The 15,225-nt window shown below is 43.8% G+C and carries 19 protein-coding genes; 9 read left to right on the forward strand and 10 right to left on the reverse strand.

Annotated features, from left to right (window positions below; all coding sequences use genetic code 11):
- Positions 1-159 precede the first annotated feature (159 nt).
- The 3 genes from B7360_RS04780 (at position 160) to B7360_RS04790 (ending at position 3,290) form a co-directional block, all read left to right on the forward strand.
- Positions 160-1,935, forward strand: a complete 1,776-nt coding sequence (locus tag B7360_RS04780; RefSeq protein ID WP_085342833.1) for a terminase large subunit domain-containing protein — start codon at positions 160-162, stop codon at positions 1,933-1,935.
- Complete coding sequence (locus B7360_RS04785; RefSeq protein WP_085342834.1) at positions 1,932-2,960, forward strand: phage portal protein; 1,029 nt, start codon at positions 1,932-1,934, stop codon at positions 2,958-2,960. The genes B7360_RS04780 and B7360_RS04785 overlap by 4 nt, the downstream gene beginning before the upstream one ends.
- Positions 2,961-3,038: 78 nt before the next feature.
- Positions 3,039-3,290, forward strand: coding sequence for an ogr/Delta-like zinc finger family protein (locus B7360_RS04790; protein ID WP_079765352.1), 252 nt, complete (start codon positions 3,039-3,041; stop codon positions 3,288-3,290).
- 1 nt (position 3,291) lies between these two features.
- Here B7360_RS04790 and B7360_RS04795 read toward each other — a convergent pair whose 3' ends face one another.
- Positions 3,292-3,519 carry a hypothetical protein gene (locus B7360_RS04795; RefSeq protein ID WP_371343601.1) on the reverse strand — a complete coding sequence of 76 codons (228 nt, stop codon included), beginning with the start codon at positions 3,517-3,519 and terminating at the stop codon, positions 3,292-3,294.
- Positions 3,520-3,825: 306 nt separating this feature from the next.
- Between B7360_RS04795 and B7360_RS24980 the strand changes: the two genes are divergently transcribed.
- The gene (locus tag B7360_RS24980; protein ID WP_164673214.1) at positions 3,826-3,996 is read left to right on the forward strand and encodes a hypothetical protein; all 171 of its coding nucleotides are present in this window, start codon (positions 3,826-3,828) and stop codon (positions 3,994-3,996) included.
- Between the two features lie 20 nt (positions 3,997-4,016).
- Complete coding sequence (locus B7360_RS04800; protein ID WP_085342835.1) at positions 4,017-4,595, forward strand: GNAT family N-acetyltransferase; 579 nt, start codon at positions 4,017-4,019, stop codon at positions 4,593-4,595.
- A gap of 160 nt (positions 4,596-4,755) precedes the next feature.
- Here the strand turns inward: B7360_RS04800 and B7360_RS04805 are convergent, their stop codons facing one another.
- From B7360_RS04805 to B7360_RS04840, 8 genes are all read right to left on the reverse strand, one after another.
- Complete coding sequence (locus B7360_RS04805) at positions 4,756-7,323, reverse strand: replication endonuclease (RefSeq protein WP_173669997.1); 2,568 nt, start codon at positions 7,321-7,323, stop codon at positions 4,756-4,758.
- Between the two features lie 20 nt (positions 7,324-7,343).
- Positions 7,344-7,604, reverse strand: a complete 261-nt coding sequence (locus tag B7360_RS04810) for a hypothetical protein (protein ID WP_085342836.1) — start codon at positions 7,602-7,604, stop codon at positions 7,344-7,346.
- A complete protein-coding gene (locus tag B7360_RS04815) occupies positions 7,601-7,828 on the reverse strand; it encodes a hypothetical protein (protein ID WP_085342837.1) in 228 nt (75 codons plus the stop codon). The genes B7360_RS04810 and B7360_RS04815 overlap by 4 nt, the downstream gene beginning before the upstream one ends.
- Positions 7,810-8,031 (reverse strand): hypothetical protein, encoded by a 222-nt coding sequence (locus B7360_RS04820; protein WP_216819530.1) that lies wholly within the window; start codon positions 8,029-8,031, stop codon positions 7,810-7,812. Before B7360_RS04820 ends, B7360_RS04815 begins: the two co-directional genes overlap by 19 nt.
- Positions 8,028-8,315, reverse strand: coding sequence for a hypothetical protein (locus B7360_RS04825; RefSeq protein WP_085342838.1), 288 nt, complete (start codon positions 8,313-8,315; stop codon positions 8,028-8,030). The genes B7360_RS04820 and B7360_RS04825 overlap by 4 nt, the downstream gene beginning before the upstream one ends.
- A 62-nt stretch (positions 8,316-8,377) precedes the next feature.
- Positions 8,378-8,713: a hypothetical protein gene (locus B7360_RS04830; RefSeq protein WP_085342839.1), complete on the reverse strand. Its 336-nt coding sequence runs from the start codon at positions 8,711-8,713 to the stop codon at positions 8,378-8,380.
- Between the two features lie 9 nt (positions 8,714-8,722).
- Positions 8,723-9,262 carry a phage regulatory CII family protein gene (locus tag B7360_RS04835; RefSeq protein ID WP_085342840.1) on the reverse strand — a complete coding sequence of 180 codons (540 nt, stop codon included), beginning with the start codon at positions 9,260-9,262 and terminating at the stop codon, positions 8,723-8,725.
- A gap of 110 nt (positions 9,263-9,372) precedes the next feature.
- Positions 9,373-9,585 (reverse strand): hypothetical protein, encoded by a 213-nt coding sequence (locus tag B7360_RS04840; RefSeq protein WP_017821157.1) that lies wholly within the window; start codon positions 9,583-9,585, stop codon positions 9,373-9,375.
- Between the two features lie 153 nt (positions 9,586-9,738).
- On the opposite strand from B7360_RS04840, the gene B7360_RS04845 reads away from it, so the two are divergent.
- From B7360_RS04845 to B7360_RS04860, 4 genes are all read left to right on the forward strand, one after another.
- Complete coding sequence (locus B7360_RS04845; RefSeq protein WP_085342841.1) at positions 9,739-10,401, forward strand: helix-turn-helix domain-containing protein; 663 nt, start codon at positions 9,739-9,741, stop codon at positions 10,399-10,401.
- A gap of 210 nt (positions 10,402-10,611) precedes the next feature.
- The gene (locus tag B7360_RS04850; protein WP_254048116.1) at positions 10,612-12,018 is read left to right on the forward strand and encodes a DUF4041 domain-containing protein; all 1,407 of its coding nucleotides are present in this window, start codon (positions 10,612-10,614) and stop codon (positions 12,016-12,018) included.
- Between the two features lie 14 nt (positions 12,019-12,032).
- Positions 12,033-12,800 carry a hypothetical protein gene (locus tag B7360_RS04855; RefSeq protein ID WP_085342843.1) on the forward strand — a complete coding sequence of 256 codons (768 nt, stop codon included), beginning with the start codon at positions 12,033-12,035 and terminating at the stop codon, positions 12,798-12,800.
- A 90-nt stretch (positions 12,801-12,890) separates the two neighbouring features.
- Positions 12,891-14,309, forward strand: coding sequence for a P-loop NTPase fold protein (locus B7360_RS04860; RefSeq protein WP_085342844.1), 1,419 nt, complete (start codon positions 12,891-12,893; stop codon positions 14,307-14,309).
- 57 nt (positions 14,310-14,366) lie between these two features.
- On the opposite strand, the gene B7360_RS04865 is transcribed toward B7360_RS04860, so the two are convergent.
- Positions 14,367-15,209 carry a hypothetical protein gene (locus B7360_RS04865; RefSeq protein WP_228010053.1) on the reverse strand — a complete coding sequence of 281 codons (843 nt, stop codon included), beginning with the start codon at positions 15,207-15,209 and terminating at the stop codon, positions 14,367-14,369.
- Between the last annotated feature and the right edge of the window lie 16 nt (positions 15,210-15,225).

Below are 15,225 nucleotides of genomic sequence, written 5' to 3' on the forward strand. Positions count from 1 at the left end.
CTCAAACTTGTCATTCACATATCGGTGTGAGCAAACAATACGCCTTTGAATAACGGCTTTCAGCCACTTCAATTCCTACCAATTCGGATTTTGCCAAAACTAGAATTTTCAGGAATTTATCTAGGTCATCTGCAAGTTTTCGGCGCGTATGATGCAGCTATGGCATATTCAGATGAAATAAGAGAAGCCGCGAAAAAGCTTTATTTACGCGGTGTTCCTCCGAAAGAAATTGCAGCGCAACTGAACCTTAATAGTGAGCGCATCATTTATACCTGGGCGGAGAAATTCGGCTGGGCTTTGTTGCTTAATGAACTTTCTGTTGAGGAAATGATTAATCGTCGTTTGGCGGTGTTGATAGATAAGGATGAGAAAACCGATCAGCAGCTCAAGGAAATGGACAAGCTTATCGATCACCACGTTAAGCTGTTAAAAGCTCACGCTGATGCAAAAGCCAAAGTAGAGCGGCACCTTTCGCAAGGCAGTTCACCAAAGAGTGATGGTGACTCATCAAAACAAAGCAGCAGTAATGGCAACCGTAAAAAAAACCGTAAGAAAAACAGCATTGAGCACCTGACAGAAGATGACTTTAAAGGCTGGCACGAATCTCTGTTCAAATACCAGCACACGATGCGTAACAACATCAAACAGCGTATTCGTAATATTCTGAAGTCTCGCCAGATAGGCGCTACCTACTATTTCAGTGGTGAAGCCTTAGAAGATGCGATTCTGACTGGTGACAACCAAATTTTTCTTTCTGCATCACGCGCACAGGCTGAAGTTTTCCGCAGCTACATCATTGCGATTGGTAAAGAGTTCTTAGACATTGAGTTAACCGGCAACCCTATTATTCTCTCCAACGGTGCCGAACTGCGCTTTTTGTCCACCAACAGCAAAACAGCACAGAGTTATCACGGCCACGTTTATGTCGATGAATATTTCTGGATACCTAAGTTCGATGAGCTGAACAAACTTGCTTCGGCAATGGCAACGCATAAGAAGTGGCGCAAAACCTACTTTTCTACGCCATCGTCTAAGATGCACCAGGCTTATCCGTTCTGGACTGGTGACCAGTGGCGGAAAGGTAAAGACTCACGCGCCCACGTCGAATTCCCGACCTTTGATGAATTCCGAGACGGCGGGCGACTCTGCCCCGACAAACAGTGGCGTTATGCTGTCACCATTGAAGATGCGGCAAACGGTGGTTGTGACCTGTTTGACATTGAAGAACTGCGCGAAGAATACAGTGATGATGACTTCAAAAACCTGTTTATGTGTGTGTTTGTCGACGGTTCGCTGTCTGTCTTCAAATTCTCTGACCTCGAAAAAGGCATGGTGGATGCCGCCCACTGGCAGGACTTCAAGCCAAATAACAAACGTCCTTTTGCCAATCGGGAAGTTTGGTTAGGTTACGACCCAAGCCGAACCCGTGACAATGCCTGTTTGGTGGTTGTCGCACCGCCTGTAGTCGCGGGTGAACGTTTCCGTGTATTAGAAAAACACTATTGGAAAGGGCTTAACTTCCAATATCACGTTTCAGAAATAGAGAAAGTCTTTCAGCGCTACAAAGTGACTTACATCGGAGTCGACACCACTGGTATTGGCGGCGGTGTTTGGGACTTAATTTCTAAGAAATACCCACGTGAAGCTCACGCCATCCACTACAGCAACGAAAATAAGAACCGCTTGGTAATGAAGATGATTGACGTCGTAGAAGCCAAACGCCTGCAGTTCGATGCGCAGCACAAAGACATTGCCATGGCGTTTATGGCGATTAAGCGCGTCCCAACGGCCAGCGGTAACGCCATGACCTTTAAAGCAGAACGCAGCGAAACGACCGGACACGCCGATGCATTCTGGGCAATCTCTCACGCCATCATTAACGAACCGTTAGATCACTCAACACCAACTAAATCAACCTGGGCCACTGCAGCATGACCGAGCAAATGAACACTTTAGTCAAACAAGAAGAACACGCGCCAGAGTCGGTCTATCACATCGACTCCTCACCAGAGTCCATCGACTCAAACAGTTGGATGACCACCTATTCAGATTTGTTCTACAACGATGCCGATAACTATTGGGAACCACCGATTTCACGCAGCGGCTTAGCAGATATTGCTCGTGCCAACGCCTATCATGGATCATTGTTGATTGCTCGGGCAAACTACGTAGCCGGACGCTTCCTAAATGGAGGCGCGACCCGCCGCCGACATATTCAAGCTTTTTGCCGTGATTACTTCACCTTTGGCGATGCTGCCTTTCTTAAAATCCGCGATGGTTTCAAACGTGTTGTTCGCTTGCATCCATTACCTGGCATGTACCTTCGCAGACGCAAAAACGGCAATTTCGTCATTCTGGAACGCGACAACCAGCAACGCGAATATAAAAAGGAAGATGTTATTTTCTTGCCTCAGTATGACCCGCAGCAACAAATCTACGGTTTGGCGGATTACTTGGGCAGCATTCAGAGCAGCTTGCTGAATAAAGACGCGACTTTGTTCCGCCGTCGCTACTATAAGAACGGCGCACACATGGGCTTTATCTTCTACGCCACCGACCCAAACCTTAGTGAAGAAGATGAAGAGATGTTGAAGCAGAAGATCGCCAGCTCTAAAGGCGTGGGTAACTTCCGCAGTATGTTTGTGAATATTCCGAACGGCAAAGAGAAAGGGATTCAGCTGATTCCGGTTGGTGATATCGCCACCAAAGATGAGTTTGAGCGCATTAAAAATATTACGGCGCAGGACATTCTTGTCGGCCACCGCTTCCCAGCAGGTAAAGGGGGCATTATTCCCTCAAGCGGTTCAATTTCACCCGACCCTGTGAAAGTAGGCAGTGAATATGCCAAGGATGAGATCATCCCGGTGTGTGAGCTGATTATGGATGAGGTGAACTCAGACCCAGAGGTGCCTAAACACTTGCGCCTTAATTTCAATTTAATACATGGAGATACTGCCTAACCACCCCTCCAAAACTGTATAAAAACACAGCCTTTTGACGTATGATTATTAAGTCAGTCAATAAGCTAGGTGTTTTATATGAGAGTGTTGTGCCCGGAGTGTGGAAGCAAAAGCCGTATCCAAAAATCCAACCGCTTAACCAACAGTCATTCAGATTTGTATTGCAGCTGCAGTGACCCAGAATGTGGACATACATTTGTGATGAATTTGTCTTACAGCCATACGTTGAGCCCATCTGCAAAAACGACAAGCCAACTGGCATTCAACTTGTGTAAGGCGTTGCCGCCAGAGGCACGGCAACAACTCAAACACCAACTATCTATGTTGTAAATTACTTCGATATAAAAGCAGTACTCTCCGTTTCGCAAGCCATCTCGATAATACTCAAGATGGCTTTTTGTTTTTCAGAGTCCAACTGCCCTTTCGCATCCGCCAGTATTAAGCCTGCTATGTATGCACCTGCCGCTCGAGTTCGCTCTGTCGCCTCACTATTTGCTACACCATCAATGACGATCTCTAAAGCAGACAACATGATATCGTTTTGATTTTTATCCGACATATCAACACCCTTACTAATCACCAATGAAATATACTGTATATCCATACAGGTTTCTACAGTGGTTTTTAGACATGATTCACTCATTTCAAACTTTTTCTTCAAAATAAAATCTTGTGTTGATAGTACTAACCCCCACATTTGGTCAGACTGAATAAGGCTTACCAAGTCTGATAGCTAACGATATTTGGTGTAATGACATCGCGTATTATTTGACGGGAGAGGTAAAATATTAGACACTTGACACGTGTAAAGTAATTTTACTTTACTGCATATCAACACAGCAGTTGCTGTAATGAGAGGTACAATATGGCTATTAAAAGCAGTGCCTTTGGTCGCACAGAGCTAAGCGGTAAAGATGCAGCTCGCTTCATCGTACACATGAACGAAGATAAGCCAAATCCAAAAGCACAGAAAAATATTGCTGAAGGTCGCAAACTACGTGCGGCAATGAGAGCATGGCAAGCTAAAACAAATTAACACCGGAGTCCAATAACAACATGGAATTCGGTGTTGATTATATCATTCGTCCTATATCCCCTACTGACAAAGTAAACCCTTTCAAAACTGGTCGCCAAGACTTACAACCTTTAAAAGCATTTTTACGTAATCAAGCATGTGATTTTCAACAAGCAATGATTGCACAAACTTATGTCTGTATCGAACTCGATAATACACAACCCAAAGACAAAGACCAAGGCAAAGTAATTGCGTATCTAACTCTTACATGCAGCGAGTTAGATGTAACAAATGGCTATGTGGTTGAAGATTGTCCTTATGCAAACCGCTACGACTACTTACCAGCGGTGAAGATTGCCCGCTTAGCTGTCGATTCAAGATACCAAGGTAATAAACTTGGAAAAACACTAATACAGCTTGCTTTAGATATCGCAATTGAAGACATATACCCCACCGTTGGTTGCCGCTTTGTTATAACCGATGCTAAACCCACCGCTGTAGACTTTTATGAACGAGAAGGCTTTACTTTCCTAGATACAGACGAGAACAACAAACGCGAAAACCCTATAATGTTTATAGACTTGTTTAATCAAAGGGTAACTGTGCATGAAGAAGCGTGATCAAAAACGAATAATACTTTCCGACTCTGAACGTCAACTTGCGTTCCGCACTTTAGAAGATATACGCGCTCATCGTCATAATAGCCCTCGAAAAAATAGAAATACCGACGTTTAACATCTTCTAGATTTGCAAATTTAATACACCATTAAATTTGCAAATCTAAAACAACGGCCAGTCATCTTCCATCTCTGGGAAGAACGAAAGGTCGGGCTGTTGGTACTCTTTAGTTTTCTCTTCGGGTTGGGCTAATGCCTGGTCCCAACCTTCAAAATTCATCCAACTATTGTTTTCTGCAGGTGTGCGGGTAACTTCAACCAACTGAGCTGGACGAACGTTGCCGTACTCATCGACCTCCGCTACGCGGATTTGGATACTAGTCTCATCATCAATGCGTAAACTGCTACCTTTTAGTAACGCGGCCAGTGCCGTTTCATCAATATTCGGCGGATTATTCGCCCTACTATTCACTGGGTCTAAAATTTTGGTTAGCTGATCGCTGACCTGTACCTCGCGATGCTCCGTACAGTTATTGACAGAACTCCGAGAGGAGCCAGAGGCTCCAATAGCGGTCGCTGCGCTCCCTTGGGTGATCGCTTCAGCTTCTTCGATAACCTTTGATTTCTTCTGAATCGTCCAGACCTTAGTACGAGTTTTCACGACTGCTTCTGGTGTTTGGAAACCTTCCACCTTGCGCACGTCTTCACCGTGAGGTGAGGCGAAAGGAAGTACTTGATATGAGTTGGTGATCAGCAAATCTTCGCGTTTAACGAATGGTCCACCCTGCCCCATGATGTAACCTTGCCAGTTGCCATGGTCTGCGGCTTTCATCGTGTCTACGATGCAAGCCTCATCAGATTGGATTCGTGCCTGGTAGTTTTTACCGATCACTTCCACCAACTCTTTGTTGGTTAGCAAACGATCAGGTTTTACCGGGCCAACAACATGACGGTGCAGCATGTGGTACATATCCAACAGGTCAGCGCGTTCTTGCATGAAAACATATTCCATAAAGGCTTTTTTGTTTTGGCTTGCGAATCGACGAAGCTCACGGTAAGTCGTAACCGGCGCACCACCGAAGAATTGAAACTGGCGAATCGCCCAGCGGCTTTTCCATGCGCTGACGTTCTTCGCCATGTCTTTGACTGATTTGCCTGTTTCGTCAGAAACTTCATCGTCCATAGCAAAGCCGTCGATGTTCTTGGAAATGTATTTCGCGATGTAGCCCGTTGCTGTGCCTTTCTCTGGGTCGATATAGCCAAAATCACAACGTGGGCGGTAATCCATAGGGCCAACATAAGCGCACTTACGAAATGGCTTTTGCTTTTCCTTTTCGTATTGCGGGTGCAGTTCTGCGCGGTCTTCTTGGGTAGCGTATGAAATAAAGATGTCACGCACTTGCGCCACTTCTTCCGGTTTTACCCAGATCAGCAAATGCCAGTGTGGTGTGCCGTCATGATGAGGCTCAGCAACCCGTACACCAAACCAACGAATCTCTTCACGGCCTAACTTAGCGCGGATACGCTGCCAAGCATTGTTTAAGTACGCTTGCGCCTCGCGAGGGCTCGCACCATTCCAATGCTCAATGAAACCGCCTTTCTTGTAGGAGTTGTGGTATTTCGACGGCGTGGTCAAAGTAAGGAACAAGCCTTGCAAACCAAGTTCATTGCCAATGTCTTCACAACCACGACAACGCACCATCAACTCATGACGGCGAATCGCAGGATTAGAAACGCTTTTCAGAACCATTTCGGCTAGGTCTGCTTTCTCTTCGGTTTCTTCGTCAAAGAGTTCACACTGCTTGATGTATTCCCAGTTGCGCTTTTGTTGCTCCTGGTGTTCACGAACGCAATCCCAAGACGCATAAGCAGAAGCTTTTGAAGATACTTGCCCCATTGCAATGGCTAGGTGCTCACGCATAATTTTGCGAGCTTTAACCAAACGACCAAGCCACCACTTTTCGCTAATCATGCGAGAAATGTCTTGTAGTGCTGAAAGCTCATTTTGCTTCTTGTACTTACACGGTGGCTTGATGCCAAACCAAGAAGTGAAAGCAGCTAACTGATGGTAGCCTTCAACGACAGGACAGAACGTATCGTCCTTTTCCAAATCAGTTTCGGTAACGCTTGCCAACTTAGAAGAGATGATTTGGAAACGAGCATTCATGATTTTGCCAATCTTGAACGCCACTTCTTTGAGTTCGTCCAGTTCCAACTCGGCCAAGATACGGCTTTTCACTGGCTTGCGTTTTTTCTCCGCATTGTCGAAATCAAAGCGAAGTTGAGGTTTTGCCATCTCTGGGTGTGCAGGCGTAAAGTCGCTTTGGTCAGTGTTATCTAATTCTTCACTGAGCAAAGAAACCTTGTGAGTTGTTGGTAGCTTTTTGTACTTGCGTAAAACCATAACGGCGCGATCAGCAGCTGGCCCCATTCGTTCACGCAAAAAGATGTTTGCTTCTCTGCGACCTTTCTTTTCGAAAACTGAAATGTAGCGAGTCACAAAGTACTTAGTTAGGTAATCTGGCAGGTCTTTGATTTTGCCTTTTGTCCACTCAAAATCATCTGGGTTTGCTTCAAATAACTTACGTTCCAGAACACTCAGATCATCAGGCTCAATAATTGTGTTATATCGACGCGAACCAAAGCAGCCCGCTTCAACTTCAGTCAAAGGGGCTTGCCATGGAAACTCGTATAAATCGATTTCGGCAGTTTCGGTTAGATAGTTCGACACGATTGCTTTTATCCACCAAATCAAAGTTCATCAATAGAAACGCCAAGCTCTCTCGCCAGCAAAATGTCTTCGATTTTGTGTCTAGTTTTCTTGGCCATCTTGTTAACTTCTTTAACTGGAGAACTAGCCCTGGCTGGTGCTGTAATGTTTTGGGGTGATGATCTCCTCGCCTTACACTTAGCTTTTGGCTTGTATTGACTACACTTTTTCGCGCAAATCTTGCCCTTGTTTTTTTGGTAGTATTCGCGCTGATATTGCTGTTTTTGAGTTAACTCTCTCATACCGTCTCCAATTCTTGAGTCGTCACCAACATATATCCGCCCTTTCCTTCCCCCTTACTCAACACACCTTTGGTTAGATGAGTACAGTTAAGGGATAAACATGCCTGTTCTATCGCTTGGTCTAGTGAGTCGAAGTCGCCAACCATCACATTGGCAACTTCTTGGGTATCCTCATGGCGGATGATTCCGCCACCTGGGCAAAGCATTATTGCGGCGTATTGCATGACTCACGCTCCAGTTCTTGTAAATAACAAGTCGCTTCTTCAATGAAAGAGCGCCCGCCTTCGACCGTCAGCTCCGCATCCGTAGTTGTGTATCCGGCAGAACGCGTAATTTCATAGCCAGCTTCGATGCAGTCACAACACTCCTCTAAGCGGTCTTTCAGCATTTCAATTAGCTGCTTAGCCTCATTTACGTTGGTACTCATGCTGCATCCTCCGCTTCAATTTGATCACGGCGAACAGCAATGCGCTCAATCAGGTCGTCTTCAATGTTCAGTAGTTCTTCTAGCGCACGTTCCTTATCAATCAACACAACGTTATGGGCGTGGTTCGTCGTGTTTTCATCAAACACAATCACGTTCAGAAGACTCATTTTTGATGAGTACTCGATACGAATACTGATGACATCAGAGCTATCCAACGCCAAAGCGAGCAGGCTATTAATGGTTGTTTGGATAGCGAGTTTGTTTGCAACTTCATTTAGATTCATCTTTTATGCTCCTACGCTAAGACGAACAAAGCCCACTGTTATAGGGGCAAAGACATGGAGAATTAATGCGTACTACTGAATTGGTAATGCTTGAGTCGTCGAACGTCACCAAGATTGCGATCGAACAACGTCGCGATTTCTTTAATCTGTTGCATGCCATTACGGATTTTTTGAAGCTCCAAATCATTAAAGCTTTCAAACTCTCGCACATGCTCCGATGCTTTCAGATCACCGGCGACTAAAACCATACCGCGAAAACGTGGTGGCATAGCGTCCCACAATTTTTTCAACTTGCCGCGTGTAGCGGAACCATTGAACAAGGCTTTACAAGCGGCAATGCTCTCGCTGGCGTTGGGTACTTGCTTTTGTTGTTCTTGTTGAATAGCTAGCTGACTCATTGGTTCTCCTTAGGCTAAGCCTGGAAGTGGCGCACCGTTGGCTAGGAAGTCTGAGCCCATTTGCATGAGTGGCTGAAAGCCGGTGGTGCGGTTTTCTAAATCGTTGACGAACAAAACCAAGTTGCCGATGGCCGCTTGAACCTTGGCAATGGTTTTGCGCTTTTGACTGCGAGGTAAACGGTCTGCGCTGCACATGTGTATTGCATCGCTAGACAGCTCACCTGAATATTGGTTGTTAAGTAACGTGCGCTCCAGCAGGTTCTTCTCTTCCCCGTCTTGAGGTAACTGAACCGTCACGACACCAAGGTCAGCAAAGAGTGTGTTCACAATGGTGTAATCGCCGGATTCTTTACTCAGCAATGCCAAATCCACTGGATCTAGTTTGTGAGGCTGTTCTGGGTTTAGCTTGTTACGCAGCATTCTCCCAGTTAGGCCGATGCGTGGAGCCAGCTTTTCCATATTGTGATTGATGGCGAAGTCGCAGCATGCAGCGTTAAAAGATTGCTGTTTGCGTTCGCGGAATCCGCACATAGCGATGTTTGCGTCCATGATCCACACTCTTACATGAAAGGCAGTACGAGAATGACAACCAACGCAAACGCATTTAGCCACATTGGGTAGTGCATTTGGGTTGGAATAAGAGAGGAAAAGCCCATGACTTAACCCAGCGCCGCAATGGCTTCACGTGCCGCCATTTCGTGCATAGCAACCATGTTAATCAATGGCTTATCGCGGCGTTTGTCTTTGGGCTTGATGATCACGCGACCTTCAGTCACGTATTGCTTGATGGTGCCCATTGGTAAACCAGTAAGGCGAGAGTATTCTTCGTAAGTCACATATGGACTTAGTGGAGGTATCTTGTACGTTAACATGGTGATATCCTTGTGTTTATATCTATCTTTATCGGTTGTCTCTTGCTTTGGTCGGCGTGACTTCCGAAAACAAGTTTAGTATTGATCCGATTTTTCGTACGGTCAACGCATTTTCGTACAAAATTGAAATCAATCACATAATGGTGAACGATTATGAGTGCAGAATTGGCTATTTTTGATTACATCAAAGGCGAGGCATTCACTGACAAACTAAAAGAAATCAATGGTGTAAATTCTCTTGGAGAACTGGCGCAGATATATGGTGTACCTAAAACCACTTTTAGTACTTGGAACTCACACAACAGAAACTCACACGAGCTTGTTGTTAGAACTCATTTACGTACAGGCATCCCAGTTAAAGAGCTGATTCTTCCCAACGACTACCCTGAGACCGAACTACACCATTCTTTTTGGGGTAAGCAAAAAGCGCCTGAAGCTGAGGTGACTTCATCTAGTCCAGAGTTACAGAACCCTCAGCTAACCGTCGTAGCGATAAAAAGCTTCTGCCTCACGAACGGTCAACTTTTGTCAACTGGAGAAATCCCATATGCACAACGCATGTTTAACTCTTGGGATTTAGAAGCTAGTAACACCATTGAAATCGAGACGAACGATGGTCGCTTTCTGGTAGATAAAAAACAGAACGATGCAGTGAGTGGCGAGTATTTGATTGATATGAATGGGCGTCTGTCCATCAACCACATTCAACGATTACCAAACAAACTAGCAGTCGTGTTTGGCAACGCGACGGTCGAAGTATCAGAAGAAGATATAAAAGTAATTGGCCGCGTGGCGGTGACATTAAGAAAAGAATAATTATTAACTGGTTGTCTAGGAGTAAAACTTATGGATGAAGGAATCTTAATAATCCTCTCTCTTGTCATTCTACCTCTACTTTTACTCATCTTTAACATGAGACGGAGTAGGAAGGCTAGGTTAGCTTTCGAAGAGAAGCTTGCCGATACAAATAGGCAACTCGAATATGCATATGGCAAAGTTGCCCGCCTCGAAGAAGAGCGAAGAGACTTGAAAACTAAGTATGGGCCGATCATAGATATAGAAGGTCATGCAGCCAAATTACTCGATGAAGCAGAAGAAGATGCAGCATCTAAACGAGATCAATCTTTAAAGTTGCTAGCTGAAGCCGAAGCAAACGCGGACGAAATTCGCCAGGAAGCGAAGTCTATCAGGTCAGAAGCGACTCAACGATTGAAAGATTCGAAAGAAAAAGCCGAAGTAATTAAGAGTGAGGCTAGAGTCGAAGCTGAGAAAGTTATTAGCTTTGCTGAGGCTCAAGCGAAGGAAATTGCAGGCGATGCATACGAAGCTAAAGCGAAAGCAGACTCGTATGATAAAGCTATTCGTGCGATGCGAAACACCATTGAAGGCTACAAGGATGACTACATTATCCCTAACCACTCTGTGTTAGACGATTTAGCTGATGAGTTTGGTCATAAAGAAGCAGGTGAAGAACTCAAAGCAGCAAGGAAGAGAGTTCGAGATATGGTTAAGGATGGTTATGCTGGCGCCTGTGATTATGCAGAAATTCACCGCAAAACCTATGCCATTCATTTTGCTGTCGATGCATTTAACGGAAAAGTAGACAGCGCACTAGCGAAAGTTAAACATGATAATTACGGGAAAATTAAACAAGAAATCATCGACGCTTTTGCTCTCGTTAATCACAATGGCGCCCCTTTCAGAAATGCACGCATCAATCCTGAGTACCTAGATGCAAGACTCAATGAACTTAAATGGGCAGTAGCCACTTTTGAACTCAAGAAAATCGAAAGAGAAGAACAAGCCGAAATCAAAGCGCAAATTCGAGAAGAAGAACGAGCTATTAGAGAAATGGAAAAAGCGCGTAAAGAAGCAGAGAAAGAAGAACGTATGCTTCAAAAAGCGCTTGAGAAAGCTCGAGCTGAACTTGCCGCCGCGAATGATGAGCAAAGAGCTCAATACGAATCACAGCTTGCTGAACTCGAGGACAAACTTAAAGAAGCAGAAGAGAAAGGCCAACGCGCCCTTTCTATGGCTCAACAAACTCGCAGAGGCCATGTTTACGTTATTAGTAACATCGGCAGCTTTGGTGAAGAAGTCTTTAAAATTGGTATGACTCGAAGATTAGAGCCAATGGATCGAGTCAAAGAGCTAGGAGATGCCTCAGTTCCTTTCTCATTCGATGTCCACGCTATGATTTACAGTGAAGACGCCCCAGCTCTAGAAAAAGAACTTCACAGAAGATTTGATTTGGACTCTGTGAACAAAGTTAACCCACGCAAAGAGTTCTTTAGAACATCGGTTGCGGAAATCAAACAAGCGGTAGAACAAAATGGTGTTACAGACGTTCATTGGACTCTAAAAGCAGAAGCGGCAGAGTACCGAGAAAGCCTTGCTATCGCTAAAGAGCAGCTAGCGGAAGCCGTCGCATAAACTAAGAGGTGACCATGAACCCAATAGATAAGGTTACAGATCCATCATTTACCGAGTCAGCAAAAGGTCTGATGGTGATATTTTGTATTGGAGCAATACACTTGGTAATAGGCGTAGAACTAACTAACGCAAAAATAGCTATACCTTGGTTTCCTACCGTAAACTTTAAACATCCTGAGTATTTGGTTTATCTATATTGGGCTTTGAGTTTTTATGCGATGTATCGCTACTCTTTACACAATGCAATTCTTATTAGAAAAGAGTTTTTTCAAGCTTTGTACGAAAGTTTACGAGGACCAACAGGTAAGAAATTTATATCCGAGGCAATACTCCTTCAAGGCGCTCCTTATTTAGTGGAAAGAAAGAACTCTAAGAATAACGAGATTAGTATTTTAGGCTATATACCGGAGCAAGATCCTAAAACAGGTGAAGAAGTTCAAAATAATGTATTTTACTTCACTTTTAAGTTCAATAAAGACTATCAATTTGAGGAAATATTAGCTTCTTCCGATCCCGGCTGGGATGTAAGTGAAGCTTGCTTTAATCATGAAGAAATACGACAGAAGTGGGGGTTGGATCTATTTATAGATGAAGATCATCACGAAGAATACCGTTCCACTTTTATCAGAAGTAAAACTTACAACTTGAAACTTGTGTGTATACGAATCAAACCATTCCTCGGAACATTACTAAGCCAAAAAGAAATATTTGACCTTTGTATACCATTGATATTAAACACTTCTCTGTTTTTCGCTTGGGTAATCAAAGCAAGCTTTACTTAGCGACGAGCCTTTTTAAAAATGCGTTGTGATTTTCTGACCGATCCTTATTTGCCGTAGGGTTTATAAGAATCAAATTAATCGGGAGACTCTATGAGCACCGTTGTACCTAAAGAAGAAACATTCGAAAATTATGAGCTGATTGATAGAAAGCCGTTTGCAAACCACCTTACTGCTTTCCTGAACACCAAAGCTGAAGAAGGTTATGTGATTAACCTTAATGCTGAATGGGGAGCTGGTAAAACAACTTTCTTACAATGCTGGTACAACGAACTTTCCAAAGGTCACCCAACCATTTACTTTGATGCCTGGCGTTCGGACTTTTCCAAAGATGCTATGTTGGCTTTGATCGACTGCTTTCACGCTCAGTTAACCAGCCCGATTAGCGAAAATAAAGAACTTATTGAATCTCTACTCGCCAAAGGCAGTTACTTTATTCGAAAATCTCTTCCTTCATTATTAGTAGGATATTTGAAGCACAAAACTGGCGCACCTGAAGACGAATCAATATTTGAAACAGCGGAATCGGAGTTTGGAATAGAGATAGATGAAGGCGAAGCCGGTAATGCACTCAAAGACGTATTAAAAGAGATCGTAGAGCAACGCCAAAAAGTTAAAGGAATCAGTGATTTTCAAAATGTACTTGTTGATCTTGCGGATGCGGTCATAATTGCTAATCAACAAGCGGACAATCCCAAGCAATACCCTGTGTACGTTTTGATAGACGAACTCGACCGCTGTAGGCCAAGCTATGCCATCGAGATAATCGAGAGTGTTAAGCATTTCTTTAATACTAAACATTTCGTATTTGTCATCGCGACAGATACCGAACAGCTCCAGCATTCTGTCAAGGCAGTTTACGGTGAAGGCTTCGATGCGTACTCATATCTAAGCCGATTTTTTCATAAGACCGTAACGTTACCGGCTCCAAGCATGACAGAATACTTGGTCTCTCGACTATCACCAATAGTCGAGTCTGACTTTGAATTTGATGCACCTTTCTTACTTGATTTCCTCGTGGGGATATTCGAGTGGCACAATATGACTTCACTTCGTGAAATCGACAAAGTGATACAAGATATAGAGGTAGCAAAATCAACCGGAAACAAAAGCTTTAAAATCATCCCATTGGTTTTACTCTCTGTTCTAAAGAGACTGCATCCGCAAAGCTTCAACAAGTTTATAAAAAGTGCCGTTTTACCTTATCGACATGAAAATCAAAATAATGCTGAGGATAAAGACTATCTGTTACCAAAAAATAATAATGTTAAACCTTTGAAAATCAATACAACGTTAATAATACAATTTGAAAATGCGTTACGATACATGTTGCTATCTCTAAACCAGAACGCAGATACGTTAAGTATAGACAACCTTTCTACTTTACCGTCTCACAACCAAAACAACGGTATTTACATCGTTTGTGATGCATACCGCCTCAACCCAATGGGAACTCCCGCAAATAAAGAAGGTTACAGTAAAATACTAAATTTGGCTGGGCATTTTGAGTAAAAACAAAAACCCCATTAACGAGGGGCTCATTTATTCAGAATGGAGAGATACTTCGATCTAAGAAGCGCCTGAATTGCTATGCTCTTCTTTTGCGGCCTCATCTTCAGCTACCACATTCATTTTACGGAAGGATAGATACTTGGTAAAACCTGTAGAGATGATGGCTTTGTTATTGGGAGATATGCCAACATGACCAACGACGATCACGTCTGAGCCATCAAGATCACTGACCTCTTTAATTTTAAAATTCCTAAGGATCTGCTCTTTTAACTCTGGTCGCAACTTTATGCTAGGCTCAGTCCTATAGTCGCCATAATTCAGCCAAAGAACTCCATTACTATCTACGTTCAAGTTGTTTATTGGGCCCCAGAATATGTATTCTTTTCCTGTGTGCTTGTCACTTGCTTCTGATATGGGAACTAAGAAGTCTGCAAGTTGACCTTTAATAATTTCTCTTCCGCCGTCAGTCACAATGTTAATCGTCTGTCCCTTATCCGCATAATTGGGGTTGCGACATAAGTTTGTTAACAGCGCTCTCAAAGATTTATTTAGTGGGAAACCTGAGCCAGACCCAACACCAGATGCGGGCCTTGCCGTTACTCGTGTTGATTCCTCTTCACCGTGCTTGCCATTGTCTTGAGACACGTACAATGAGTTATTGTTGACTTTATCTAGATCTACACGAATATCAGCAGATAAATCTCCTTCTCCCGCTGATTCATCTTCCCCATCAGGTTTCATCAATACCGTCGAAGCATCGCAATCAGGTTTATGACGAGCACCAAAACATGCCATACGGTCGATTTTTGCTGTCTTATACCCCTTAACAAACCAAGCTTTTTCTCCACAAACTTTGCAGTCAATTAATCCTCGAAATTTACCCGGATCGTCCTCATACATTTCCGTTGTACAATCC

Source organism: Vibrio sp. ArtGut-C1 (assembly GCF_002105475.1).
Classification (GTDB): domain Bacteria; phylum Pseudomonadota; class Gammaproteobacteria; order Enterobacterales; family Vibrionaceae; genus Vibrio; species Vibrio diabolicus.

Bases quoted from the DNA above. Each gene is read 5' to 3' on its own strand.
- B7360_RS04780 (WP_085342833.1), top strand. From the start codon at position 160: ATGGCATATTCAGATGAAATAAGAGAAGCCGCGAAAAAGCTTTATTTA.
- B7360_RS04785 (WP_085342834.1), top strand. From the start codon at position 1,932: ATGACCGAGCAAATGAACACTTTAGTCAAACAAGAAGAACACGCGCCA.
- B7360_RS04790 (WP_079765352.1), top strand. From the start codon at position 3,039: ATGAGAGTGTTGTGCCCGGAGTGTGGAAGCAAAAGCCGTATCCAAAAA.
- B7360_RS04795 (WP_371343601.1), bottom strand. From the start codon at position 3,519: ATGTCGGATAAAAATCAAAACGATATCATGTTGTCTGCTTTAGAGATC.
- B7360_RS24980 (WP_164673214.1), top strand. From the start codon at position 3,826: ATGGCTATTAAAAGCAGTGCCTTTGGTCGCACAGAGCTAAGCGGTAAA.
- B7360_RS04800 (WP_085342835.1), top strand. From the start codon at position 4,017: ATGGAATTCGGTGTTGATTATATCATTCGTCCTATATCCCCTACTGAC.
- B7360_RS04810 (WP_085342836.1), bottom strand. From the start codon at position 7,604: ATGAGAGAGTTAACTCAAAAACAGCAATATCAGCGCGAATACTACCAA.
- B7360_RS04815 (WP_085342837.1), bottom strand. From the start codon at position 7,828: ATGCAATACGCCGCAATAATGCTTTGCCCAGGTGGCGGAATCATCCGC.
- B7360_RS04820 (WP_216819530.1), bottom strand. From the start codon at position 8,031: ATGAGTACCAACGTAAATGAGGCTAAGCAGCTAATTGAAATGCTGAAA.
- B7360_RS04825 (WP_085342838.1), bottom strand. From the start codon at position 8,315: ATGAATCTAAATGAAGTTGCAAACAAACTCGCTATCCAAACAACCATT.
- B7360_RS04830 (WP_085342839.1), bottom strand. From the start codon at position 8,713: ATGAGTCAGCTAGCTATTCAACAAGAACAACAAAAGCAAGTACCCAAC.
- B7360_RS04835 (WP_085342840.1), bottom strand. From the start codon at position 9,262: ATGGACGCAAACATCGCTATGTGCGGATTCCGCGAACGCAAACAGCAA.
- B7360_RS04840 (WP_017821157.1), bottom strand. From the start codon at position 9,585: ATGTTAACGTACAAGATACCTCCACTAAGTCCATATGTGACTTACGAA.
- B7360_RS04845 (WP_085342841.1), top strand. From the start codon at position 9,739: ATGAGTGCAGAATTGGCTATTTTTGATTACATCAAAGGCGAGGCATTC.
- B7360_RS04855 (WP_085342843.1), top strand. From the start codon at position 12,033: ATGAACCCAATAGATAAGGTTACAGATCCATCATTTACCGAGTCAGCA.
- B7360_RS04860 (WP_085342844.1), top strand. From the start codon at position 12,891: ATGAGCACCGTTGTACCTAAAGAAGAAACATTCGAAAATTATGAGCTG.
- B7360_RS04865 (WP_228010053.1), bottom strand. From the start codon at position 15,209: ATGTATGAGGACGATCCGGGTAAATTTCGAGGATTAATTGACTGCAAA.